General features: G+C 47.6%; 23 protein-coding genes and 1 pseudogene. 18 read left to right on the top strand and 6 right to left on the bottom strand.

The window, feature by feature from the left end:
* Positions 1 to 64: 64 nt before the first annotated feature.
* A complete protein-coding gene (locus ACI4J0_RS12245; RefSeq protein WP_439766096.1) occupies positions 65 to 1,324 on the top strand; it encodes a GTP-binding protein in 1,260 nt (419 codons plus the stop codon).
* 167 nt (positions 1,325 to 1,491) lie between these two features.
* Here the strand turns inward: ACI4J0_RS12245 and ACI4J0_RS12240 are convergent, their stop codons facing one another.
* Positions 1,492 to 3,792: a M56 family metallopeptidase gene (locus ACI4J0_RS12240; RefSeq protein ID WP_439766095.1), complete on the bottom strand. Its 2,301-nt coding sequence runs from the start codon at positions 3,790 to 3,792 to the stop codon at positions 1,492 to 1,494.
* Between the two features lies 1 nt (position 3,793).
* Positions 3,794 to 4,159: a BlaI/MecI/CopY family transcriptional regulator gene (locus tag ACI4J0_RS12235; RefSeq protein WP_439766094.1), complete on the bottom strand. Its 366-nt coding sequence runs from the start codon at positions 4,157 to 4,159 to the stop codon at positions 3,794 to 3,796.
* Between the two features lie 210 nt (positions 4,160 to 4,369).
* Between ACI4J0_RS12235 and ACI4J0_RS12230 the strand changes: the two genes are divergently transcribed.
* From ACI4J0_RS12230 to ACI4J0_RS12220, 3 genes and pseudogenes are all read left to right on the top strand, one after another.
* Positions 4,370 to 4,585 carry a spore coat associated protein CotJA gene (locus ACI4J0_RS12230; RefSeq protein WP_439766093.1) on the top strand — a complete coding sequence of 72 codons (216 nt, stop codon included), beginning with the start codon at positions 4,370 to 4,372 and terminating at the stop codon, positions 4,583 to 4,585.
* The gene (locus tag ACI4J0_RS12225) at positions 4,575 to 4,832 is read left to right on the top strand and encodes a spore coat protein CotJB (RefSeq protein WP_439766092.1); all 258 of its coding nucleotides are present in this window, start codon (positions 4,575 to 4,577) and stop codon (positions 4,830 to 4,832) included. Before ACI4J0_RS12230 ends, ACI4J0_RS12225 begins: the two co-directional genes overlap by 11 nt.
* 2 nt (positions 4,833 to 4,834) lie before the next feature.
* Positions 4,835 to 5,242, top strand: a pseudogene (locus tag ACI4J0_RS12220) (manganese catalase family protein); the annotation flags it as partial.
* A gap of 110 nt (positions 5,243 to 5,352) precedes the next feature.
* Here the strand turns inward: ACI4J0_RS12220 and gap are convergent.
* A complete protein-coding gene (gap, locus tag ACI4J0_RS12215) occupies positions 5,353 to 6,390 on the bottom strand; it encodes a type I glyceraldehyde-3-phosphate dehydrogenase (protein WP_439766091.1) in 1,038 nt (345 codons plus the stop codon).
* Positions 6,391 to 6,747: 357 nt separating this feature from the next.
* Between gap and ACI4J0_RS12210 the strand changes: the two genes are divergently transcribed.
* From ACI4J0_RS12210 to ACI4J0_RS12190, 5 genes are all read left to right on the top strand, one after another.
* On the top strand, positions 6,748 to 7,761 hold the full coding sequence (locus tag ACI4J0_RS12210) for a hypothetical protein (RefSeq protein WP_439766090.1): 1,014 nt from the start codon (positions 6,748 to 6,750) through the stop codon (positions 7,759 to 7,761).
* Between the two features lie 29 nt (positions 7,762 to 7,790).
* Positions 7,791 to 8,531: a hypothetical protein gene (locus tag ACI4J0_RS12205; RefSeq protein ID WP_439766089.1), complete on the top strand. Its 741-nt coding sequence runs from the start codon at positions 7,791 to 7,793 to the stop codon at positions 8,529 to 8,531.
* A gap of 213 nt (positions 8,532 to 8,744) precedes the next feature.
* Positions 8,745 to 9,416 carry a DUF4358 domain-containing protein gene (locus ACI4J0_RS12200; protein ID WP_439766088.1) on the top strand — a complete coding sequence of 224 codons (672 nt, stop codon included), beginning with the start codon at positions 8,745 to 8,747 and terminating at the stop codon, positions 9,414 to 9,416.
* Positions 9,417 to 9,617: 201 nt separating this feature from the next.
* Positions 9,618 to 10,715, top strand: coding sequence for a D-alanyl-D-alanine carboxypeptidase family protein (locus tag ACI4J0_RS12195; protein WP_439766087.1), 1,098 nt, complete (start codon positions 9,618 to 9,620; stop codon positions 10,713 to 10,715).
* Between the two features lie 150 nt (positions 10,716 to 10,865).
* Positions 10,866 to 11,627, top strand: coding sequence for an SGNH/GDSL hydrolase family protein (locus tag ACI4J0_RS12190; protein ID WP_439766086.1), 762 nt, complete (start codon positions 10,866 to 10,868; stop codon positions 11,625 to 11,627).
* A gap of 1 nt (position 11,628) precedes the next feature.
* Here ACI4J0_RS12190 and ACI4J0_RS12185 read toward each other — a convergent pair whose 3' ends face one another.
* Positions 11,629 to 11,925, bottom strand: a complete 297-nt coding sequence (locus tag ACI4J0_RS12185) for a hypothetical protein (RefSeq protein WP_439766085.1) — start codon at positions 11,923 to 11,925, stop codon at positions 11,629 to 11,631.
* A gap of 218 nt (positions 11,926 to 12,143) precedes the next feature.
* On the opposite strand from ACI4J0_RS12185, the gene ACI4J0_RS12180 reads away from it, so the two are divergent.
* The 3 genes from ACI4J0_RS12180 to ACI4J0_RS12170 all read left to right on the top strand — a co-directional run bounded on the left by ACI4J0_RS12180 (position 12,144) and on the right by ACI4J0_RS12170 (position 16,033).
* Complete coding sequence (locus ACI4J0_RS12180) at positions 12,144 to 13,859, top strand: phospho-sugar mutase (RefSeq protein ID WP_439766084.1); 1,716 nt, start codon at positions 12,144 to 12,146, stop codon at positions 13,857 to 13,859.
* A 97-nt stretch (positions 13,860 to 13,956) separates the two neighbouring features.
* On the top strand, positions 13,957 to 15,360 hold the full coding sequence (gene radA / locus ACI4J0_RS12175; protein WP_439766083.1) for a DNA repair protein RadA: 1,404 nt from the start codon (positions 13,957 to 13,959) through the stop codon (positions 15,358 to 15,360).
* Positions 15,361 to 15,466: 106 nt separating this feature from the next.
* Positions 15,467 to 16,033: a hypothetical protein gene (locus ACI4J0_RS12170; RefSeq protein WP_439766082.1), complete on the top strand. Its 567-nt coding sequence runs from the start codon at positions 15,467 to 15,469 to the stop codon at positions 16,031 to 16,033.
* Positions 16,034 to 16,076: 43 nt separating this feature from the next.
* On the opposite strand, the gene sigE is transcribed toward ACI4J0_RS12170, so the two are convergent.
* Positions 16,077 to 16,769 (bottom strand): RNA polymerase sporulation sigma factor SigE, encoded by a 693-nt coding sequence (sigE, locus tag ACI4J0_RS12165; RefSeq protein WP_439766099.1) that lies wholly within the window; start codon positions 16,767 to 16,769, stop codon positions 16,077 to 16,079.
* Between the two features lie 51 nt (positions 16,770 to 16,820).
* Complete coding sequence (locus ACI4J0_RS12160; protein ID WP_439766081.1) at positions 16,821 to 17,654, bottom strand: sigma-E processing peptidase SpoIIGA; 834 nt, start codon at positions 17,652 to 17,654, stop codon at positions 16,821 to 16,823.
* A gap of 272 nt (positions 17,655 to 17,926) precedes the next feature.
* On the opposite strand from ACI4J0_RS12160, the gene rsxC reads away from it, so the two are divergent.
* From rsxC to ACI4J0_RS12130, 6 genes are all read left to right on the top strand, one after another.
* A complete protein-coding gene (rsxC, locus tag ACI4J0_RS12155; protein ID WP_439766080.1) occupies positions 17,927 to 19,225 on the top strand; it encodes an electron transport complex subunit RsxC in 1,299 nt (432 codons plus the stop codon).
* 36 nt (positions 19,226 to 19,261) lie between these two features.
* A complete protein-coding gene (locus tag ACI4J0_RS12150; RefSeq protein ID WP_439766079.1) occupies positions 19,262 to 20,197 on the top strand; it encodes an RnfABCDGE type electron transport complex subunit D in 936 nt (311 codons plus the stop codon).
* Complete coding sequence (locus ACI4J0_RS12145; protein ID WP_439766078.1) at positions 20,194 to 20,739, top strand: FMN-binding protein; 546 nt, start codon at positions 20,194 to 20,196, stop codon at positions 20,737 to 20,739. The genes ACI4J0_RS12150 and ACI4J0_RS12145 overlap by 4 nt, the downstream gene beginning before the upstream one ends.
* A complete protein-coding gene (rsxE, locus tag ACI4J0_RS12140) occupies positions 20,732 to 21,412 on the top strand; it encodes an electron transport complex subunit RsxE (RefSeq protein ID WP_439766077.1) in 681 nt (226 codons plus the stop codon). The genes ACI4J0_RS12145 and rsxE overlap by 8 nt, the downstream gene beginning before the upstream one ends.
* Entirely contained in the window at positions 21,409 to 21,999 is a 591-nt protein-coding gene (gene rsxA, locus ACI4J0_RS12135) for an electron transport complex subunit RsxA (protein WP_439766076.1), read from the top strand. Before rsxE ends, rsxA begins: the two co-directional genes overlap by 4 nt.
* A 69-nt stretch (positions 22,000 to 22,068) precedes the next feature.
* A complete protein-coding gene (locus ACI4J0_RS12130) occupies positions 22,069 to 22,872 on the top strand; it encodes an RnfABCDGE type electron transport complex subunit B (protein ID WP_439766075.1) in 804 nt (267 codons plus the stop codon).
* Positions 22,873 to 22,945: the final 73 nt, after the last annotated feature.

Here is a 22,945-nt window from a genome sequence, read left to right as displayed (position 1 = left end):
CTAGAGGTTTTATGAGGGTTCTCTTTAAATTACCCTTAAATATATTATACGAGGAATGTTAATTATGGCTGATACAAAAAAGCTTGTTCCCATTACTCTGCTGACGGGTTATCTCGGAGCAGGCAAAACTACTCTTATCAATCATGTTCTCAATAATCAGGAGGGCTACAAATGTGCTGTTATCGTCAACGATATCGGCGAGGTGAACATTGACGCCGAGCTTATCCAGAAGGGCGGCACCGTAACTCAGAAGGACGATAACCTTGTTCCGCTGTCAAACGGCTGTATCTGCTGCACTCTCAAGGTAGACCTGATGAACCAGATCACCGAGCTTATCAAAACAGGCTGCTTTGACTACATTCTCATTGAGGCGAGCGGTATCTGCGAGCCTCTGCCCATTGCTCAGTCCATTTCCGTTCTTGAGGGCAAGGCTGACAGGAAATATCCGCCTATATGCCGCCTTGACAACATCGTTACCGTTGTGGACGCTCTGAGAATGGCTACCGAGTTCGGCTGCGGCGACAATCTGCTTAAAGAAAATATCGACGAGGAGGATATTGAAAATCTCCTTATCCAGCAGATAGAGTTCTGCTCCACCATTATCCTCAACAAGGTTGACAAGGTGGACAGCGAGCAGCTGGGCAGGGTAAAGGCTATGATAAAGGTGCTGCAGCCTAAGGCAAGAATTATCGAGGCAAGCTATGGCAAGGTGGCTGTTTCGGATATACTTGATACGGGTGCTTACGACTTTGAAGAGGCTGTTACCTCCGCAGGCTGGGCAAAGGCTTTCGAGGAAGCAGGCAAGGAGGAAGAGGAGCACGAGCATCATCATCACCATGAGCATGATGACGATGATGACGAGCATGATGAACACGAGCATCACGAACATCACCACCACGAGCACGGCGAAAACTGTCACTGCGGTCACTGCCACAATGACGAGGAGGGCGAGGCTGAGGAATACGGCATAGGTACCTTCGTTTACCGCCGCCGCCGTCCCTTCAACAAGGACAGGCTCCAGGAATGGGTCGGAAACTGGCCCAAGAGCATTATCCGCTGCAAGGGTATGCTGTGGTTCTCCGACGACCCTGAAAACGCCTTTGTGTTTGAGCAGGCAGGCGTTCAGATAACCGCAACAGGCTCGGGCAAGTGGTTTGCCGCTGCTCCCGAGAAGGAGAGAAAGCGCCTTCTGAAGCAGTACCCCGAAATTGCCGCTGACTGGGACGAGAAGTACGGCGACAGGGAGATAAAGCTTGTTTTCATCGGTCAGAAGATGGACAAGCAGGCTATCTGCGACAGCCTGGACAAGTGCCTTGATGACTGATCGGTAAATTTTTTCCCCGATATGCTTTGGTGGTTTGGAGCATATCGGGGATTTTTTTTTTGGAAATTATTTACGAAACATATATGCGAAATTTGTGCAGGTATATGAATTTGGAAAATATGTTCTGAAATGTATTGACAAAACAGAATAAATGTGCTATAATGATATCACTCTTCCGAATAGATGTAAACTGCTCCCTCGTATGCTCCGCTCATTTCCTTCGGGGTGGCAGCTATTCCTTCAATGCTTTCGTTTTGGCGGTAGATAAGGCTGCTGCCGTCAATATCGAAAACGTATCTGCCGCTGTCTGAGGCGGTTACGATAAGCTTTGTGTGGTCGGCGTTCAGCTCGGCTGTTCCGATACACAGAAAGCTTGAGAGGGGTGAGAACATTATTGAAGCGTTTCCGAGAGGGGAGATGGTGACGCTGTTCAGAGACAGTTCCTCATTTGTATCGGACAGGCGGTAGGTTCCGAAATGCAGCTTGCTTTGGGCTTGTGGATCAATTGCGGGACTGTTTTCGGGGAAGGGGATAAATTCGGTATGACCTTCTGAGGTATGACGGACGATTTTTACAAGTGAAAGGTCAAAGCTGTTTTTATTGGCTGACAGGTAAACGAAGTTTTGGGGGTCGCTGTCGTAGTAGAGGATATGGCTGTCAAGGGGCCGGGAGGCGTTTTCGGAAAAATCATAGTAGCTGTAGGTCCTGACTTTTCGTGTGTCTTCGGGGATTTCGTCAATGTAATTAAGGGTGTTTGTTTCAAGGTCGATCATATAATTTATGTAGTGGTTTGACATTGCTCCGCCTATGCTGCACCATAATCGGAGCTGTCCGTTTTCGTCGGTGAAGGCGCCTGTTGATATTCCATTCCAGCTTGGTGCACTGAACTCGAAGGGGAATTCGTTTTTATATGCGGCAAAGCTTGAGCCGATGTCTGCTGCCCATAATACGGCTTGGTCGCTGCATAAATATAGTCCGTTCATTCCGTCGGTGAATACGGTATCATATTCATTGGCATAGAGGAGATGGGGAAATTCGGAACCGAAGTAGACGCTTTGGAGAAATTCGGGGGAGGCGGGGATTACGGGTATGGTGAGGGGAATATTATCGAGTTCGGTCATTGCGTAATTATATGTGAGGTCGGCAAGCTCTTTGAGGGCTTTATAGCTTTCCTCGGGAAGTGAATAGTTATAATCGGTGTTTGTGGACATTACCGAAACGGAGAAGATGTGTTCACCGTCAGTATTTTTTGCGGGAGCAAAGGCGTATTGTCCGAATGAATAGGGGTTATCCTTCGGGGCAAGGCGGAGCTCAAATTCCGAGGGGACATACTCGTAAAGCTCAGTGGGAGTAAATTCGGTCTCGGATAATATTTTCAGTGCGGCGGAGTTGTTTTCGGCGGAAAAGGGGTACTGCTGTCCGCTTTTTGTTATAAGAGAGATGACGGTTTGGTCATCGGCGGAGATATCATTCAGGGGGTTATGATCGGAGCTTAGCCCGGTAATGGCATTTTCCGGGGCTTGGGGCGTGCTTTCGGGAGTTTTATCGGAGGAGAGGACGATAACGGCAAGAAGTGCGGCGATGGCGCAGAGGAGCATTACCCAAAGGGCAGGCTTTTTGAAATTGAGGACATTTTTTATTCTGCGCTTTGTGCCGCTTTCAGAAAAGCCTGCGGTGAAGGAGGCGGATCTTTTTGGTGCGGCTTCAAGGAGAGCCTCAGAATAATCCGCTTTTTCACTTTTGTTCATTTTTCCTGTTACCGCTTCGTCGCAGGACATTTCCATATCACGCTCGCAAAGTCTGAAGCTTAGCCATACTATGGGGTTGAACCAATGTATGCAGAGGGCAAGGTACATTACAAGCTTGGCGATATGGTCAAGGCGCTTTATATGGTATTTTTCGTGGAGAATAACAAGCTCACGGCGGTTTCCCGAAAGGCTTTCGGGGAGATAGATACGTGGCGGCAGGATACCGAATATAAATGGAGTGGATATTTTATCCGAGGTATAGATATTCTGACCGTCGGGGCGTGAATTTTTCAGAGTTTTTCTCAGTCGGAGATATGAATATATCCAGCGTGCTGTCATTATCAGAACGCCCGAAAGCCATATTACGGAGAAAATTTCAAGAGCTGTTTTCGGCTTTTTAAATTCGGCAATGGTTTCGCTTGTGTAGATCGATATTTCTGACTCTGCATCAATGCCTACGGAAAGGGGAACGGCTTGATTATAGCTTTTATCGTATGTATAAGGTTCGGTCCGGATAGTTACGGGGGTTATGGGACTGAGTTCCGAGGTGGGAAGGGGCAGGGAAAAGGGTATGAGGAGCCTTACAAAGACTGCTGTCCAAAGGACATAGGAGAATATTTTCGGGGCGGGCTTCAACACAAGGCGCAGGAGGAGGACTGCTGCGGCTGTGAGGGCGGCGGTGGCGCTCATACCGAGTATTTTAAGAAACAGCTCGGTCATTTCAGCTCTCCTTTCGGTAATCGTCTATCATCTGCTGAATTTCGTCAAGCTCCTTTTTACTGAGGGCTTTTCTTTCCGCAAAGGAGGCGATGAAGCGGGGGAGTGAGCCGCCGTAGCTTTCTCTGATTAGCTCTTCGCCTTTTTTGGCGGCAAGCTCGTCCTTTGTGATAAGTGCGGTGACTTTGCCGTTTTCGTTTTTGAAAAGTCCTTTTTCGCAAAGTCGGCGGAGCATTGTATAGGTGGTGGATTTCTTCCAGTTAAGCTCCTTTTCGCAGAGCTTTACAAGCTCTCCCGAGGGGATACTATCGTTTTTCCAGATTATTTCCGCAAATTTTGCTTCCATTTCGCCAAGCTTTATTTCGGGCATTTTTTCTTCATCTCATTTCTTTGGGTTGGTTTAATTTTAGTAAACTTGTGATTTTAGTTTAACATAGTTAAACCGATTTGTCAAGGGGGATCTTGAAGGAATTCAGAAAAAATTACAATGCTCCTGAGATGTGACAGTCCGTAAATTTCGGAATATAATGATAAATGAGCAGGTATGCTCGCTATCATTTATTTACGAAAGGAGCAGACTATGAACGATAATTCATACTCCAAATGCTCTGCCGAGGGTCTGACCGTTCCGATAGGTCGCTTTCCCGAGGACACTCCGCTGGCAATGGCATATGTTCCCTATCAGAGCTGGGAGGAGACATATGCGGAAAATGTGGCTCTGGCAAAGGGTACCATATTTCCAAGGCTTGATCTTCCGTTTTTAGGCAAGGAAGGGGTGCAGAGATATGGAAAATAAAAAAAGACAGCTATTGTATGCGGTGCAGATGTACGACTTTTATCTGTACGAGCTGCAGCTTTATCTCGACACCCACCCAACCTGTCCAAACGGGCTTCAGGCTTTCAGAAAATACAAGGAGCTGAGAGACAGGGCGGCTGCGGCTTACGCTAATTTATTCGGTCCCATTTCACCGATGCAGTCCGACTGCGATAAGGTTTTTGAATGGGTCAAGGGTCCATGGCCATGGGAAAAGGAGGCTAACTGAATATGTGGGTCTACGAAAAACGTCTTCAATATCCCGTTAATATTAAAAATCCAAACCCTGCTCTGGCTAAGATTATCGTTGAGCAGCTCGGCGGCGCTGACGGTGAGCTGGGCGCTTCTCAGAGATATCTCAGTCAGAGATATACTGCCCCTTATGCTCAGGTGCAGGGTATTTTGACTGATGTGGGTACGGAAGAGCTTGCACATGTTGAGATGATATCCGCAATTGTTTATCAGCTAACAAAGGGTCTTACTCCCGAGCAGATAAAGGCAGGCGGAATGGATTCTTATTTTGTTGCACATACTCTGGGAATTTATCCTCAGTCCTCGGCAGGAGATCCTTTTACTGCGGCTTATTTCCAGTCGAAGGGCGACACGATCACCGATTTACACGAGGATATGGCAGCAGAGGGTGATACTTGACTATGCACAACTTAATATACAAAAAATCCCCGTTTTTCGGACAGTGAAATATCCGACAAACGGGGATAATTTAATTAAAATCAGTTATCAGTCAATTATCAGTTGAGTTCAGCAAAGTACTTGATTGTTCTTACCATCTGAGAGGTGTAAGAATTCTCGTTGTCGTACCAGGAAACAACCTGTACCTGATATGTGTCGTCATCGATCTTGGAAACCATGGTCTGAGTAGCGTCAAAGAGAGAGCCAAACTTCATACCAACGATATCGGAAGAAACGATCTGCTCGTCGGTGTAGCCGAAGGACTCGGTTGCAGCAGCCTTCATAGCAGCATTGATGCCTTCCTTGGTAACATCCTTTGCCTTAACAACAGCAGTAAGGATAGTTGTGGAACCTGTAGGAGTAGGAACTCTCTGAGCGGAACCGATGAGCTTGCCGTTGAGCTCGGGGATAACGAGACCGATTGCCTTAGCAGCACCTGTGGAGTTGGGAACGATGTTAGCAGCACCAGCTCTTGCTCTTCTGAGGTCGCCCTTTCTGTGAGGACCGTCGAGGATCATCTGGTCGCCGGTGTAAGCGTGGATAGTGCTCATGATACCGGAAGCGATGGGAGCGTAATCGTTAAGAGCCTTAGCCATAGGAGCGAGGCAGTTTGTTGTGCAGGAAGCTGCAGAAATGATGGTGTCGTCCTTTGTAAGGGTCTTGTGGTTTACGTTGTAAACGATGGTGGGAAGATCGTTGCCTGCGGGAGCAGAGATAACTACCTTCTTAGCGCCTGCGTCGATGTGAGCCTGGGACTTAGCCTTGGATACATAGAAGCCTGTGCACTCGAGAACAACGTCAACGCCGATCTCACCCCAAGGAAGCTCAGCTGCGTTAGCCATAGCGTAGATCTTGAGGGTCTTGCCGTCAACAGTAATAGTACCTGCCTCGTCATCAGCGGAAACAGTGTGAAGGTTCTCGCCGATTCTGCCGCAGTAGCCGCCCTGAGCGGTATCGTACTTGAGAAGGTGAGCGAGCATGGAGGGCTTGGTAAGGTCGTTGATAGCAACTACCTCGTAGCCCTCAGCGCCGAACATCTGACGGAATGCGAGACGGCCGATTCTGCCGAAACCATTGATTGCAACTTTTACTGACATGATAAAATTCCTCCTAAGAATTATTTATCTCCCGACTGTTAATTTTTTAACGGTCGGATTGGCACTTACTTTTTTAGTAATTTGCCGTACACTATAATAATATACTATTTTTGCTCTTTTGGCAAGTGTTTTTTCAAAAAAAAATACTTTTTGTGCAAATTTTAACAGGATTTCAAAATTCTATCGCTGCCGGAAAAGGCATATACCTCTGTTTCACTCGAAATGTACACTATTTATACACAAAAACTTATTTATTTACAAATAGGACAAATAAAAGTTTCTTATTATTAGTTAGTTTGCGGATTGAAATGTGATATACTTTATATTATAATGAAGTGAAGAAATGGGGTGGGGAGTATGGATACCGGCATTGCTTCGGACGAGTACCGCAGGATATACGATAATTCGCTTCTGCCTGCCGCTGTTTCGGGCAGGGAAGGGCTTGTTTACTGCAACAGAGCCTTTGAGCCTTTTGCAGCTGAGCTTTCTTCCGGGATATCCTCACTTCATACGGGAGAAGCTTATGAAAAGTATGTTTACTGCGGAGGCAAGCTATATAAGGCGTATGTTTCCCCTGTAAACGACAGCGAAAGTCTTGTTAATATCGCTCCTGCCTCTTCATTTTCGGATGACTGCTTTGAAGTCCTGAACGCTGCGGTGCGTCATGCTGTTTCTGCCGTATCTGCAGCCGCCGATAATCTGTTCGACCTTTATGAGACGGAGCCTGCGGCAAAGCTTCTGAGCGTTATCGACAGCTCTATGCTCACGCTTTTGTCGGAGTTTCTCATTCCCGAAGAGATAATGCAACTTATGGGGCGTAAATGCTCGGATTTTGCTCCTGTCAGCGTTTCTGCGGGACTGACAAGGCTTGCCGACGAGCTTTCCGAGGTGCTTTCAAGGCACAATATTCAGATAAATGCAAATATTGCTTCGGGAATGTTTGCAAGGGTCGATATGCGTGCTGTGAAGCTTCTGTTTACCGATTTTGCGGTAAAGGCTATGGAAGGAGAACGGCACGTGGAGGCTATGGGGATAACGCTTGCGCGAAAGGGTGCAGACCGTATGAAAGCGAGCCTGACCTGCGGATACATTATGAGGCTTCCCTCAGAGCTTGCTTCGGAAGCGGTCATAAAGCCCGATGATTATAGTCCTGCAGCAAAGCTTAATGCTCTTGTGAGCGGTATATTCGGGTGTGAGATATCATTTTCGGAGTCTGCGGACTGCTGTTCTGTTGTGATCGACATTCCTATGTCAGAGTCTCCCGCGTCTGACGGACTGCGTTCACCTGTGAGATTTTACGGTCAGGACCGATTTTCCGATGAAAACGCATATCTTTCCCGATTCGGGATAAATCCCCGATATAAAATATAAATTGATAAATTTGAAAGGATGTACTTAAAATGGATAATAAAATGAAAAAAGCGCTTGCTGCTTTAGCAGCAGTTTGCCTTATTATGACAGGCTGCGGAAAAAACGGCAATGAAGAAACTTCCGAGACAACAGAAGCGGCAAAGCCTGATTTTTCGTCTGTTTCGACCGCAAGTGCTTCTGATGATGTCTTTGAGATCGATGGCGAAGAAGAAACTGTCAGCTTTTATACAGGCAGAGAGGTGGAGAATGAGGAGGACCTGGCTATCTTCAAGTTTAACTGCACTCTTCCCGATGGCTATGAGACTGTAATTGACAATGCTGAGGGAAAGCAGTATTCATCACCTGTCGGCGGTATTGTGGTAAAAGCTCAGAATTTCAAGGAGGAATTTCAGGATCTTGAGGTTTTTGCCGATTCGGGCTGTGCTTCCATCAAGGTAAACAATATGCTGTATCAGGCTGATACGGAGTTTTCCGAGCCTGTAAAGACTACTGTTGCAGGCTTTGACGCCATAAGATACGATTACACAGTCACATCATACATTTTCCCGCCCGTAACAGATGAAAACGGCGAATATGTTAAGGACGAAAACGATCAGTATGTTCTTTCCGAGGAAAAGGAGATAAACGGCGAATATGTTGACCGTGTATATTATTTCTATTCTGATGAAGATGTTTTCTACATTATCTGCGAGGCAAAGAAGGAAAATGCCGAAGCCGCTCAGGCAGGATTTGACGAATTTATCGAGTCTGTTACCATTTCCAAGAAATGATGTGACGCTTTTATAATAGTATGAGTTCGGAAAACGGGGTATGTTCTGCCCCGTTTTTCTGTATTTTTCCATAATGATAACAGCGCGGTTACAAATTGTGACTAAATAATCAATTTTGCCCTGTGGGTATTGATTATTTTCTGCAATCTGATATAATCATTATGACGTCAGGCAAGACGTTTTTATATAGAGTAAAAGAAAGGAAAAGATATTATGAACAAGAAAATAGCAATGCTTGCAGCTCTTCTTGCTGTGGGAATGACATTTGCTGCCTGCGGCGGCAGCAAGAACGAGGAGACAACCGAAACTGCTGCCGATACTACAGTTTCCGAAACTTCCGATACCGCGTCAGCCGAAACCGAGGAGGATATCCTTCCCGAAGAGAGCGAGAGTCTTGAGGTATCTGCGGACGATACTGACGAGGAACTGGCTGATGATGAAAGTGACGGCGACGAAAGTGCCGAGCCTGTAGTTCCCGAGGAAACAGTATCCGACAATCCTCTTTATCCTGCTGTGGAAAAGGCGCTTTCCGAAAGCGAATGGCCTTCTCTGATGGAGGTTACAGATGAGGTGATACTCAAGGAATTTTTCCTCCTCGACCCTGCAAACGAGAATTATAAGGAAATGATAGTAATGCAGTGCCCCATCAGCGCGACGATGAGCGAGATCATCATTATCAACGCCGATGACGTTTCCGCTGCAGAAGCAGACCTTGAGGCAAGAAAGACCAAGGCTATCGAGCAGGATGCCTGGTATCCCAACGATCAGGAGCTTGCAGCAGCGTCTATAGTGGGAACAAACGGAAATTATGCATATTACATCATCGGTACGAACGCCGCTTCTGCCGAGAAGTCCATAAACGACTACATTTCATCTCTTTCCTGATAACTCGCTATAGAACATATCTCAGACCGCCATACGGCTTTTTGAACGTATGGCGGTTTTTTGCCGATGTGACCTATTGCTTGAAACAGGAATGAAATTTAGTGAAAAATGCCTATTGCGCACCTGCTGCATTGTGTGTTATCATTATATAAGATAGAGAAAAAACAGCTTTTGCGGCATATTTTGAAAGGAAATGACTTGATGAACAATACAAGACAAGGCGGTACGGGCAGCGTTTCGCTTGCAAGGAAAAAGAGGATATTCAGAGCAAGAGTAACGGCGATGCTGATAGTTCTGCTCCTCGGCGGCGGTATCTGGCTGCTTGTATCGGCACTTTCGCAGATAAAGACAGTCACGGAGCTTACGGTGGACGCTTCGGGATATACCGTGTTACAGGCACTTCCCTCTCAGAGCGAGTTTGAGGAGGAGAAGCGAATGGAGGAACTGAAGATCGAGAATGAGATCTTCGAGCAGAAGGACAGCTATCCGATAGATATGATAATCCAGACGCCCTACTGCGTTATGTATGATGTACAGGGCAGACGTGTGCTTTATTCGAAAAATGCGGAGGAAAGGGCATTTCCTGCCAGCACCACAAAAATAATGACTGCGGCAATAATGATGGAAAACACTGCGCCCGAAACAGTTTTCAAGGCAGGGGAGGAGCAGTCTCTTGTTCAGCCCGGTTCAAGCCTTGCGTATCTTAATGTAGGCAGCGAGCTTGACAGAGATATGATACTTGACGCCATAATGCTGCCCTCGGGAAATGACGCTTCCTACTGTGCGGCGGCTGTTACGGGAAGGCTGATAGCAGGTAAAGAGGAGCTTCCCGCAGACGAGGCTGTAAATGTGTTTATCAATACAATGAATGAGAAGATAAAGGAAATAGGCTGCAAGGACACCAACTTTACCTGTCCCGACGGCTTCCACGACGATAATCACTACACCACCGCAATGGATCTGCTCAGAATGACTCTCTATTCACAGAATTTCCCCGAGATAGCCGCATCGGGCAAAAAATCCTACCGCGAGCTGGAATTCCTTTCGGGTGAATACATTTACTGGAACAATTCCAACAGGCTCATTCAGCCCGACAACGATTATTATTACCCCTACGCAACGGGTCTTAAAACGGGTATGACCGATTACTCGGGTCACTGTGTGGTAGCCACAGCCGAGCGCTTCGGACATGAGCTTATCATTGTTTGTCTCGGCAGCGAAAGCGCCGCTGTCCGCTGGAATGATACCATAGCTCTTTTTGACGCAGGCTTTGCATACATAAGAAACAATGATAACTGACAGCTCGGGCTGCTGTGCAATTTTTGTGCGGCAGCCTGTTTTTTATGCACTTGACATATCCGGATAAATGTAGTATGCTATAATTGAGTAAATTGTATCAAAAAGCTAAGCTTATTTATATGAGCCCGGCAGAAAAGGACGGTCATTACAATGGATTTTTCAAAGCTTAATTTCGGCGTGGACGGCGACAGCATAACAGCGGGGGAGCAGTGGTCGTATCACGTTTATAAGGAGCTGGGAATGGCTTCACATCACAATGTAGCCGTGGGCAGCTCGGTGTGGTACAAAAGAACCATAAGCTGTCCCTCGGGAAGTGTTACCACCCAGGATTATACCGCCCCCGATTTTGCGGGGATAAGCGACGGCTGGGAGGAAACAGAGGATATAAACGAATTACAGAAGCGGGCAAATAACTGCGCAGTAGTGCATACCCAGCGCTTTATCGAAGAGGTAAAAAGCGGCAAATATCCCGTTCCCGATATATTTGCCTTTGCAATGGGCACAAACGACGCTCTCGACTGCCTCGGAGACCCTGAAAAGGCACTCGAAGGCAAATCTCTCGAGAACAATGAGAATATTGACCTTTTCACCGAAGCAGGCGCCGCAAGATGGTGCATACAGCGGATCATGGAGGAATTTCCCCTCTGTCGTGTATTTGTCCTCACTCCGCTCCAGACAGCCACACCCGAGCATAACCGCAAGGTGGAAAAGACCATTGAGGTGCTGAGAAAGATCGCGGGAGGAATGTCCGCCCAGGTCATCGACTGCTTCCACAACAGCGGCATTTGCGAGAAATTCGAGGTCATCGGAGGTGCGGGCAAGTATCTCCGAGACGGTCTCCACCCCGATGTTCCCGGTCAGACCCTTGAGGGAAGATACGCCGCCAAGGAAATTCGGAACAATATGTTCTGAGCTATTTTTCGGTAATGCCGTAAAATTCTCTTGAATAAATCGTGCTTATAGCCTGTCTGCGCTTGTATCTGCGGCGTTCCTCCGACTTCCTTTCCGCCTTGGATTTTGCCCTGTTCCAGCCTGCGGTGAATATGAGTATCGCCATAATGCTGCCATACAGGGCGATAAAGTAGGTAATGGGAGTAGGGTCGCATTCAGCCGCAATGCTTGAGTATTTCGCTGTAAAGAATATATCTGCGGCAAGGCACATAAGGGCGGTCATGGGGTATTCCTTGAGAATGGGTAAGTATTTTTTCAATTTTATCATTTCCTTTCCTGATGTTCTGATTTGATTATAACATATGTACTGTGTAATAATTCGGACAGCAGACATTTTTCCGAAAATAAAATGTGAAAAATATGAAAAATCACAAAATTCCCTATTGGCAAATCGGGAAATATATGTTATAATAATAAATGAACTATTCATTGCTGTGTTTTATGCGAATAATAATTTTATAATGAGGTGACCAAGTTATGAATGAAAAGGAGCTTTATGCACTTTGGTGCGAAAAGGCTGTAGACGATCCCGACCTTCAGACAGAGCTGAAGTCTATCGAGGGCGATGACGAGGCAATAAAGGACAGATTTTACCGTGACCTGGAGTTTGGTACAGGCGGTCTCAGAGGCGTTATCGGCGCAGGCGCATACAGAATGAACGTATATACTGTAAGACGTGCCACACAGGGTCTTGCGGATTACGTTAACGAGGCTTTCAAAAATCCCTCTGTTGCAATTTCCTATGACAGCCGTATCAAGTCCGATGTTTTTGCTAAGGAAGCGGCTTCCGTTCTTGCAGCAAACGGCATCAAGGTTTATATCTACACCGAGCTTATGCCTACCCCTATGCTCTCCTACGCTGTAAGAGCGCATAAGTGCAGCGCAGGTATTATGATAACTGCATCTCATAACCCTGCCAAGTACAACGGTTATAAGGTTTACGGTTCCGACGGCTGCCAGCTCACTCTCGGCGCCGCTGAGATCGTTCTGAAAAATATCAATAACGTTCCTATGTTTGACGGCGCAAAGCTTACCGATTATGATAAGGCTGTTTCAGACGGAATGATAAATTACATTTCCCAGACTGTTATCGACAATTACCTTGACGAGGTGTCCAAGCAGGGTATCCACACCGACCTTGTAAAGACAAGCGGTCTCAAGGTTGTCTACACTCCTCTTAACGGCACAGGAAACAAGCCCGTAAGAGCTATTCTCAAGAAGATAGGCATTGAGGACGTTACCGTTGTTCCCGAGCAGGAATATCCCAACGGCAACTTTACCACCTGTCCCTTCCCCAACCCTGAGATCAAGGAGGCACTTTCTCTCGGTCTGAAGCTTTGCGAAACAGTCAAGCCTGACCTTCTCCTTGCTACCGACCCCGATGCAGACCGTGTAGGTATCGCCGTTCCCTCCGATAACGGCTATGAGCTTTTCACAGGAAATGAAGTAGGCGCAATGCTCCTTGAGTACATCTGCTCCGAGAGAACAAAGATGGGTACAATGCCCGAGGATCCCGTTGCCGTCAAGACCATCGTTTCCACCGATATTGCCGCAAAGATCTGCAAAGAGTACAACGTCAAGCTCATTGAAGTTCTCACAGGCTTCAAGTTTATCGGCGAGCAGATCGGCTTCTTAGAGGACAAGGGTCAGGAGGACAGATATATCTTCGGCTTTGAGGAGAGCTACGGCTATCTCGCAGGCTCTTACGTAAGAGATAAGGACGCAGTAGTTGCTTCAATGCTCATCTGCGAAATGGCAGCCTTCTACCGCACAAAGGGCATTTCCCTCATTCAGGCAAGAGAGAATATGTACAAGAAGTACGGCGTTTACGTTCATACTCAGTCCTCCTTCGTATGCGAGGGTGCTTCCGGTATGGAAAGAATGAAGGAAATAATGGCAGGTCTGCGCAGCAATACTCCCACCGAGATCGGCGGTCTCAAGGTAACACGCTTTGAGGACTATGCGGCAAGCACATCTGTAGACACCGAAACAGGTGCAAAGACAATGCTTACTCTTCCCAAGTCCGATGTTCTTACCTTCAAGCTCACAGATGGCGCAAGCGTAATTATCCGTCCCTCCGGAACAGAGCCTAAGATCAAGGCTTACTACACCACCACAGGCGCAACAAGAGAAGAAGCGGCAGCACTTGAAAAGACAATTTCCGCTGATTTTGCAAAGAAGCTTGGATTTTAAGTTCACAGCATAAGCTTTTCGACCGGTATGGGGCACAGCTTCATACCGGTTTTTAAAATTTTGGAAAAATATGACTACCTGAAAGGAACAAAGAAAAATGCCTGCCAAGCTAAAATCGGTATATATATGCAGCTCCTGCGGCTTTGAATCCCCGAAATGGAACGGAAAATGCCCCTCCTGCGGCGAGTGGAACACCTTCGAGGAGGATATAATAGAAGAAGTACCAAAAAAGTCATCGCTGAAAGCCGCACCCTCGGCAGCATCGGGAGCAGACTGTTCGGACAAGATACGCACCCTGTCCCAGATAGACACCGATGAGGAAATACGCTATTCAACGGGAGCAGGGGAGCTTGACAGAGTCCTCGGCGGAGGACTTGTGAAAGGCTCTCTCGTGCTGCTGGGCGGCGAGCCGGGAATAGGAAAATCCACGCTCCTGCTCCAGATATGCAGCTACCTGGGTGCCGAGCACAGCATACTCTACGTATCGGGAGAGGAAAGTGTCCGACAGGTCAAGCTCAGAGCCGACCGCCTGGGAGTAACAACGCCTAATCTCTACCTGCTCAGTATGACCGACGCCGAATCCATCTGCAGCACCATAATGTCCTCCCGACCCGAAATAGTAATAATCGACTCCATACAGACCATGAATATCCGCAGTATAACCTCCGCATCGGGCAGCATAACACAGGTGAGAGAGTGTACCAATCTCTTTATGCACCTTGCCAAGGATATGGAGATACCCATTTTCCTTGTTGGACACGTGAACAAGGACGGAGCCATCGCAGGACCAAAGGTAATGGAGCATATCGTTGATACCGTCCTCTTTTTCGAGGGAGACCGCCATCAGAGCTACCGCCTTCTCAGAGCCGTAAAGAACCGTTTCGGCTCAACAAACGAGATAGGCGTATTTGAAATGCTGGACAGCGGACTTGAGCAGGTGGAAAATCCCTCGCTTATGTTCCTCTCGGGCAGACCAACAGGCGTATCGGGCAGCTGCGTGGGCTGCGTAATGGAGGGTACCCGCCCCATTCTTGCTGAGGTGCAGGCTCTTGTAACCAAAAGCAGCTATTCCGCCCCAAGAAGGACATCAACAGGCTTTGATTTCAGCCGCCTTGCAATAATAATCGCTGTTTTAGAAAAAAGAGCGGGACTTTTCTACGGCACTCTGGATATTTACGTAAATATCGTGGGAGGCTTTCGCCTTGATGAGCCTGCCGCCGACCTGCCTGCCGCCCTCGCCCTGTACAGCAGTCTTATGGATATGCCCATAAACGAGAAGCTGGTTTCATTCGGAGAAATAGGACTGGGAGGAGAAATACGAAGCGTTTCCAACATTGCCCAGCGAATATCCGAAGCACAGCGGCTTGGCTTTGAGAAATGCATTATCCCGAAAATGTCCCTCAGACAGATAGACCCGAAAAAATACAATATCGGCATAATTGCCGTATCAAATATCCGTCAGGCATTCGACTATCTCAAAAAGGAGCATAACAAGGACTGATTTGTGCATCTGCAACAAATATTTGGCATAAATCAGAAAATATTTGACATTTCTCGGCAAATGTGCTATCATAAAAATAAGTATAAAGGAAAGGAGCGGAGCCGCAATGCATAAAAACAGCAAAACAAGCTATAAGGTAGCCTTAGGCGGCGTAGTATCCGCTCTCTGCCTAACTCTGATGTTCCTGACGGGTGTTTTTCCCATACTAAGTATGGCTATCCCCATATACGCAGGAGCGCTTATGATAATAGTCGCCACCGAGGTCAGCACAAGCTGGGCGTTTGCAGCATTTTTCGCCGTATCCCTGCTGTCGCTTTTCCTCACCCCCGACAAGGAAGCATCAACGCTTTTTATAATGTTTTTCGGGTATTATCCCATAATCTCACCGAAGCTTGATAAGATAAAGCTGCCTCTTTTGCGCACCCTCTGCAAATTCGGCGTGTTCAATGCCGCAATGATAATCTGGTACAAGCTTATCACTCTTATTATGGGTGTGTACGACTTTTTCGGAGATTTTTCCTTCCTCGGAAAATATGCCGTTGTGGGCGTAATGGTGTTCATAAATCTTGTCTTTATCCTCTACGATTACACCATTCAGATGATACGGGATGTTTATCTGAAATGGTTCCGCCCCACCTATTTTGGGAAAAAGAAGCCAAAGAAATCTGCTTGAATAAGTTATATGTATGCCGCAGGCGTTTGTCTGCGGCATATTTTTACATCATCTGCCTGTCAAGCTCCTTTTTAAGCTTTTTGATTATCTTTTTTTCAAGCCTTGAAATATATGACTGAGATATCCCGATAACATCTGCGACCTCCTTCTGGGTCATCTCTCTGCCCGTTTTCAGCCCAAATCTCATCTCCATGATTATCCTTTCCCGCTCGGGGAGACGGCATACAGTCTCCCTCAGAACAGCTTTTTCCGCATCGTCCTCGATACCGCTGTTTACTGTGTCATCGTCGGTTCCGAGAATATCCGAAAGCAGCAGCTCATTTCCGTCCCAGTCAATGTTCAGCGGCTCGTCAATGGAGATGTCGTTTTTGTGTTGAGAGGTCTTTCTCAGAAACATTAGTATCTCATTCTCAATGCATCTTGAAGCATATGTGGCAAGCTTGATATTTTTCATTGGGGAGAAGGTGTTCACCGCCTTAATAAGCCCAATGGTGCCGATAGAAACAAGATCGTCCACGCATATCCCCGTTGACTCGAATTTTTTTGCAATGTAAACCACCAGCCGCAGATTATGAACAATAAGCTGTTCTCTGCCCTTTGGTGCGTCGGTCAGCAGCAGAGCGAAGGCTTCTTCCTCCTCGGATCTTGTCAGGGGAGGAGGGAGCGTTTCGGGGCCGTTTATGTAAAAAACACCGTCCGATATCCCGAGAAGCTTTGCCGCAAGCTCCCTTGCCATTTCAAACAGCCGCTCTGCACTTAACATAATAGATCATATCCTTTCTTAAAATCAAATAAGTATCTTCGGATTAAATACCGCTTTGGAATCATCATTTTCAGCCGCACCGAGATAAACGTCCGCACGGAAAAGCTGCCCCGTCTCATCATTTTTCAGACAAACGTCCCGAGGACAGATAACAGCCATTATCCCCGAAGATGATACAGTGGAATAGGGTATCAGCCGCCATCGTTTCCCAAGGGTGCATTTCCCCTCAGTCACACATTTGCAGTCGGGCACAATGTCATAAAGCGTCAGAAGGACAGCCTTGGGACAAACGATAACATATTTGCCCGTAAAGCTGTCTCTCAGGACATTTCCCGTATCGGCAGCAGCCTTAAAGCTTGCCGTCCTGCCGCAGTCGGAAACTATGACCGTATAAGAGCCGTCTGTGCCATAGTCGGAAAGCCGCTTGTACACGCCGATGCAGACATAAGCCGCAATTGAAGTTATTACCAGGGCAGGCATAGAAAAATCAGCATAAATAATACCGTTTCTTGCGGTAATAAATCGTCCTCCCGTAAGATAAGCAAGCCCTGTTCCCAGCCCGCCGTAAATGAAGGCGCAGAGATAAAAAACAACCATACGTCTGAAAAAATGCCCGTAATTTTCAAATCCGAAAGCGATAAGAACAATGACCGCAGAAGAGATCAGCTTAATGGGCGCAAGAAAAAAATCAAGGCTTTTCGGCAGAAAGATCGCAAGAGAAAAAAGGCTTCCAATGACTGCCGCAAAGATACCTCTGCCCGTTTTCAGCGGACTGTGAGTAATAGCCGCCGCCGACCTTATCAGCAGAAAATCCACGTAAATATTGGTTATAATAAGAATATCCGCATATATGTACATAAAAAAACTTCCCCGTCCGAGCTTTATAAAAAAATTATATCATTGCCCGTGTAAGGCTTTTGTCGAAACCGGACAGGCAGAAAATAGTCTGAATGGAACAAAATAAAATAAAATCCGTGTTGACTTTTGATCGGGTCTGTGTTATAATTTCAATTGACATAATAAAAATATAGCAAGGGTGCTTTTTTCGGGGATTTTTCTGCGGGATAATGCACCCTTTAAATATCGATTTTTTTAAGAAATAACAGACCAAAAGAAAGGGTTGAAATAATATGTCCGTAAAAACAGGAGGAGTAAGGCTGCCGCACCATAAATCTACAGAGAATACGGCGACCGTTGATTTTCCTCTGCCAAAGAAGCTTGTACTGCCCATGGCGCAGTGTATGGGCGCGCCCTGCATTCCTCTTGTGAAAAAAGGGGACGAGGTGACAGTGGGAATGAAAATAGGCGACTCGGATAAGCCTATGTCCGTTCCCGTCCATTCTCCCGCCTCGGGAAAGGTCTCGGATATCACCGACTGGCGGCTGTCAAACGGCACAGCCTGTAAAGCTGTAATAATTGAGACAGACGGACTTCAGACAGTATGTCCCGATATAAAGCCCCCGGTCGTGACCGACAGAAGCAGCTTTCTGGCGGCAGTCAGAGAAAGCGGCTGCTGCGGACTTGGCGGAGCAGGCTTCCCTACTCATATCAAGCTTGGCTTTGACCCGGTCAAAACGCCCATAGACACCCTTCTTGTAAACGGAGCCGAGTGCGAACCCTATATCACCTCCGATTACCGTGAATTTGTTGAAGCCCCCGAGGACGTTATTGACGGCATTTCCTATATAATGAAAATGCTCGGAATACCCTCCTGCAAGATAGGCATTGAAGCAAATAAGCCTAAAGCAATTGCCGATATGAAAAAGCGGACTGCCGACAATAAGAATATCGAAGTAGTTTCACTTCCCTCCACATATCCCCAAGGCGCAGAAAAGGTGCTTATCTACACCGCCACAGGCAGAGTAGTAGCCGAAGGCGAGCTTCCCGCTCACCGGGGAGTTATCGTCATGAATGTCTCCACCATAGCCTTCCTCATAAGATATATCCGCACAGGAATGCCCCTTGTAAGCAAGCGCCTTACCATAGACGGCACAGCTGTGACAAAAAACAGCGGAAACTATCGTGTCCTTGTGGGGACACCTGCCTCCGAGCTTCTTGAATACTGCGGAGCCACTGAGTACGATAAAGTCCTCTACGGCGGTCCTATGATGGGAATGGCACTTGACAGCGCCGACCGCCCCGTTATCAAGGTAAATAATGCTATCCTTGCATTTAAAGATGTCCCCGAAACAAAAACCACCTCCTGTATCCGCTGCGGCAGATGTATCCGTGCCTGTCCCGTAAAGCTGATGCCCGTAAGCCTTGAGAGCGCATACGACAGGGGAGATACCTATGAGCTTGAACGGCTCAAGGTCAGACTTTGTATAAACTGTGGCTGCTGCTCCTATGTCTGTCCCGCAAACAGGCGGCTTGCGGAGAAAAATCAGCTTGCCAAGGGGCTTCTGATGAATGCCGCAAAGCGAAAATAAGCAAATTTCCACTTGATTGAAAGGATCTGAATATACGTGAGCCTTAATGTATCGCCCTCACCCCATATCCACGACAATATAAGCACCCGCAAGGTAATGCTTCTGGTAATAATTGCCCTAATGCCCGCCTGCATAGCAGGAGTGATAATATTCGGACCGATGGCATTTGTAAATCTTGCGGTCTGCACCGTTTCCTGCGTGTTTTTCGAGTATATCCTCAGACGGATAATGAAAAAGCCCCAGACAATTTCCGACCTGTCCGCAGTTGTAACGGGACTTCTTCTGGGAATGAACCTTCCTCCCGAAATTGACCCGCTCTTCGGAGTAATAGGCTCCTTTGTGGCTATCGTCATAACAAAGCAGCTTTTCGGCGGCATAGGTCAGAACTTTGCCAATCCCGCCATTGTGGGAAGAATAGTCCTGATGTTATCCTTTACGGGTCATATGTCCCGATGGAGCGCACCCTTTTACTATAAAAATACCGCCGACGCAGTAACAACGGCAACTCCTCTTGTAACAAAGGACGCAGATTATCTCTCACTCTTTCTGGGAACCACAGGAGGCTGTATCGGCGAGACCTGCGCCCTTGCACTTATCATAGGCGGAGTATTCCTTATGATAACAAGGATAATCACCCCCCACGCTCCCTTTGCCTTTATCGGCACAGTCGCTCTCCTCACATTCCTTGCAGGTGACGACCCTCTTTATGCAATTCTCTCGGGCGGACTTATGCTGGGTGCATTCTTTATGGCTACCGATTACGCCACTACCCCTCTCACAGGAAAGGGCAAGCTTATTTTCGGCATAGGCTGCGGAATACTCACCTTTGCTATAAGAAAATTCGGCAGCTATCCCGAGGGCGTATCATTCTCAATACTGCTTATGAACCTCCTTGTTCCCTATATCGACAGACTCTGCGAGCTTAGACCCGTAGGCGCAAAAAAGCCTGAAAAGGAGGGCGCAAAGGTATGACAATGAAAGAAAAAATTATGCCCCCCCTGGTCCTCACGCTCATATGCATAATATCCTCGGCGCTCCTCGTGCTTGCCTACAATCTCACCTATGTGGACACCACAGGAATAATTACCGATAAGCTTTCCGAAGGACTTGCGGAAATTTACGGCACATCGGAAAGCTTTAAAATGCTCATAAACGATGACGGAACGGTCAGAACATACGAAGGAGTGACATCTATAATCGACAACGGCAGCGGCAAAACTGCCTTTGAGATAACCGCCGACGGATATTCCAAGGGAGGACTTCATCTTCTTATCGGCTTTGACGAAAGCGGAGCAGTCTGCGGCATATCCGTCCTCACCATCGGCGAGACCCCGGGACTTGGAACCAAGGTGCAGGACAGCGCCTACCTTGACCGCTTCAAGGGAATAACCTCACCTGATTTTCAGGTGGACGGCATAACGGGAGCCACATATTCCTCAAAGGGAATGAACAAAGCGGTGGAGACAGCCGTAAATGCCTACTCTCAGCTGAAGGAGGAACAGGGAAATGGCTGAAAACAGTAACCTCAAGGAATTTACAAAAGGCATGATCAAGGAAAACCCCACCCTTGTGACCCTTCTGGGAATGTGCCCCACGCTGGCGGTAACGACCATGGCAGAAAACGGTCTGGGAATGGGCATAGCCACTACCTTTGTCCTTGTCTGCTCCAATGCGGTGGTGTCGCTCCTCAAAAATGTTATCCCCAAAGCAGTACGACTGCCCTGCTTCATCGTAATAATCGCAAGCTTTGTGACCCTCATAGAATTTCTGATGAAGGGCTATGTTCCCGCGCTTTACGACAGCTTAGGACTTTTCCTCTCCCTTATAACCGTTAACTGCATAATCCTTGGCAGAGCGGAAGCCTTTGCATCGAAAAATAAGCTGATCCCCTCCATCCTTGACGGACTTGGAATGGGCATAGGCTTCACCCTTGCCCTCTTCCTGATGGGCTCCTTCCGTGAGATACTGGGTACAGGCAAGTGGATGGGCATCGACCTCCACATTCCCGACCCCATGACCATATTCATAATGCCCGCAGGCGGATTTTTCGTCCTCGGCTGTATAATCGCCGTTGTAAATAAGCTTGCAAACCGCAAGCCGCCTCAGCAGATAGGCTGCGAAGGCTGTCCCTGCGCCGACAGCTGCACAGGCTGCGCCAATGAACACAAGGAGGAAAAGACGGTATGAAAACAATGCTCGTGATACTTTTCAGTGCAATGCTGACCAATAACTTTGTCCTCTCGAAATTTATGGGTATCTGCCCCTTTCTGGGCGTGTCGAAAAAGCTTGACAGCGCCGCAGGAATGGGAGCTGCCGTGACCTTTGTAATGATATGTGCCACGATCTGTACCTACCCCGTATATACCTTCCTCCTCGCACCCTTCGGACTTGAGTATCTCAAGACCGTAGCCTTTATCCTCATAATCGCCCTTTTTGTTCAGCTGATCGAAATGATACTCAAGAAGAAAATGCCTGCCCTCTACGGTTCGCTGGGCGTGTATCTTCCTCTTATCACAACAAACTGTGCCGTTCTCGGCGTGACCATTCTCAATATCGACAACGGCTATACCTTCGGCGAGTCCATTGTTGACGCACTGGGCGCAGGTCTGGGCTTCACTCTTGCCCTGCTCATATTCAGCGGAGTGCGCTCACGGGTAGACAAGGCAGACGTCCCCGAGACCTTCAAGGGCGTTCCCGCCACACTTATAGCCGCCTCCATCGTCTCCGTAAGCTTTATGAGCTTTTCGGGAATGGTCGAGGGTATCTTCGGCTGATATCCTGCGGACGGAGCAATACCCGTCCGCATAATAAAGAAAATAACCTTACCGAAAGGATCGATATAAATGTTTGAAGCATACATTCTTCCCGTCCTCATATTTGCGGGAATGGGAATACTCGCAGGCGTGCTGCTTACCGCCGCTTCAAAAATATTCGCCGTTAAGTCCGACCCTCGGGTGGACGAGGTGAACGAGGCTCTCCCACAGGTAAACTGCGGAGCCTGCGGCTACAGCGGCTGCTCTGACTATGCCAAAGCCATAGTCCTAAAGGGCGAAAAAGCCAACCTCTGCAAACCCGGAGGAGCAAAGTCAGCAGAAAAGATCGGCGAAATAATGGGAGTCAGCGCAGGGGAGACGGAAAAGCAGATAGCCGTTGTCCGCTGCTCGGCAGACTGCCAAAGCAAGCAGCGAAGCTTTGATTTTGACGGGGAGCTAACCTGCGTCAACGCCAAGCGTTTTTACGGCGGAATGTGGGGCTGCAAATTCAGCTGCCTCGGACAGGGCGACTGCGCAAAGGTCTGTCCCGCAGACGCAATCGTAATAAGAGACGACCTTGCAAGGATAGACAGGTCAAAATGTATAGGCTGCGGAATGTGCGCCGAGACCTGTCCCAACGATGTTATCGAGATCAGAAAAATGGCACCCACAGCAGATGTCCTCTGCAGCTCAAAGGATATGGGCAAGGCGGTCAAAGCGGTATGCGGCAAGGGCTGTATCGGCTGTAAGCTGTGTGAAAAGCAGTGCGAGTTTGACGCGATACACGTGTCGGAGAACATTGCCCGTGTTGACCACGAAAAATGCACCGCCTGCGGCAAATGCGCCGAGAAATGCCCCGTCAAGGTCATCACCATTTCAAAAATTGATAACTGATAATGACAGTAAATTCTCCTGTGACAACAGTCCCGGGAGAATTATTACTCTTATATAATAGCACAAATGTATC

This window comes from Huintestinicola sp. (genome assembly GCF_051882455.1).
In the GTDB taxonomy this organism is placed as follows: domain Bacteria; phylum Bacillota; class Clostridia; order Oscillospirales; family Ruminococcaceae; genus Huintestinicola.
This window is presented reverse-complemented; position numbering and strand designations above follow the sequence as displayed.

Coding starts and splice junctions, on each gene's coding strand:
- ACI4J0_RS12245 (WP_439766096.1), top strand. CDS start 65: ATGGCTGATACAAAAAAGCTTGTTCCCATTACTCTGCTGACGGGTTAT.
- ACI4J0_RS12240 (WP_439766095.1), bottom strand. CDS start 3,792: ATGACCGAGCTGTTTCTTAAAATACTCGGTATGAGCGCCACCGCCGCC.
- ACI4J0_RS12235 (WP_439766094.1), bottom strand. CDS start 4,159: ATGCCCGAAATAAAGCTTGGCGAAATGGAAGCAAAATTTGCGGAAATA.
- ACI4J0_RS12230 (WP_439766093.1), top strand. CDS start 4,370: ATGAACGATAATTCATACTCCAAATGCTCTGCCGAGGGTCTGACCGTT.
- ACI4J0_RS12225 (WP_439766092.1), top strand. CDS start 4,575: ATGGAAAATAAAAAAAGACAGCTATTGTATGCGGTGCAGATGTACGAC.
- gap (WP_439766091.1), bottom strand. CDS start 6,390: ATGTCAGTAAAAGTTGCAATCAATGGTTTCGGCAGAATCGGCCGTCTC.
- ACI4J0_RS12210 (WP_439766090.1), top strand. CDS start 6,748: ATGGATACCGGCATTGCTTCGGACGAGTACCGCAGGATATACGATAAT.
- ACI4J0_RS12205 (WP_439766089.1), top strand. CDS start 7,791: ATGGATAATAAAATGAAAAAAGCGCTTGCTGCTTTAGCAGCAGTTTGC.
- ACI4J0_RS12200 (WP_439766088.1), top strand. CDS start 8,745: ATGAACAAGAAAATAGCAATGCTTGCAGCTCTTCTTGCTGTGGGAATG.
- ACI4J0_RS12195 (WP_439766087.1), top strand. CDS start 9,618: ATGAACAATACAAGACAAGGCGGTACGGGCAGCGTTTCGCTTGCAAGG.
- ACI4J0_RS12190 (WP_439766086.1), top strand. CDS start 10,866: ATGGATTTTTCAAAGCTTAATTTCGGCGTGGACGGCGACAGCATAACA.
- ACI4J0_RS12180 (WP_439766084.1), top strand. CDS start 12,144: ATGAATGAAAAGGAGCTTTATGCACTTTGGTGCGAAAAGGCTGTAGAC.
- radA (WP_439766083.1), top strand. CDS start 13,957: ATGCCTGCCAAGCTAAAATCGGTATATATATGCAGCTCCTGCGGCTTT.
- ACI4J0_RS12170 (WP_439766082.1), top strand. CDS start 15,467: ATGCATAAAAACAGCAAAACAAGCTATAAGGTAGCCTTAGGCGGCGTA.
- sigE (WP_439766099.1), bottom strand. CDS start 16,769: ATGGCAAGGGAGCTTGCGGCAAAGCTTCTCGGGATATCGGACGGTGTT.
- ACI4J0_RS12160 (WP_439766081.1), bottom strand. CDS start 17,654: ATGTACATATATGCGGATATTCTTATTATAACCAATATTTACGTGGAT.
- rsxC (WP_439766080.1), top strand. CDS start 17,927: ATGTCCGTAAAAACAGGAGGAGTAAGGCTGCCGCACCATAAATCTACA.
- ACI4J0_RS12145 (WP_439766078.1), top strand. CDS start 20,194: ATGACAATGAAAGAAAAAATTATGCCCCCCCTGGTCCTCACGCTCATA.
- rsxE (WP_439766077.1), top strand. CDS start 20,732: ATGGCTGAAAACAGTAACCTCAAGGAATTTACAAAAGGCATGATCAAG.
- rsxA (WP_439766076.1), top strand. CDS start 21,409: ATGAAAACAATGCTCGTGATACTTTTCAGTGCAATGCTGACCAATAAC.
- ACI4J0_RS12130 (WP_439766075.1), top strand. CDS start 22,069: ATGTTTGAAGCATACATTCTTCCCGTCCTCATATTTGCGGGAATGGGA.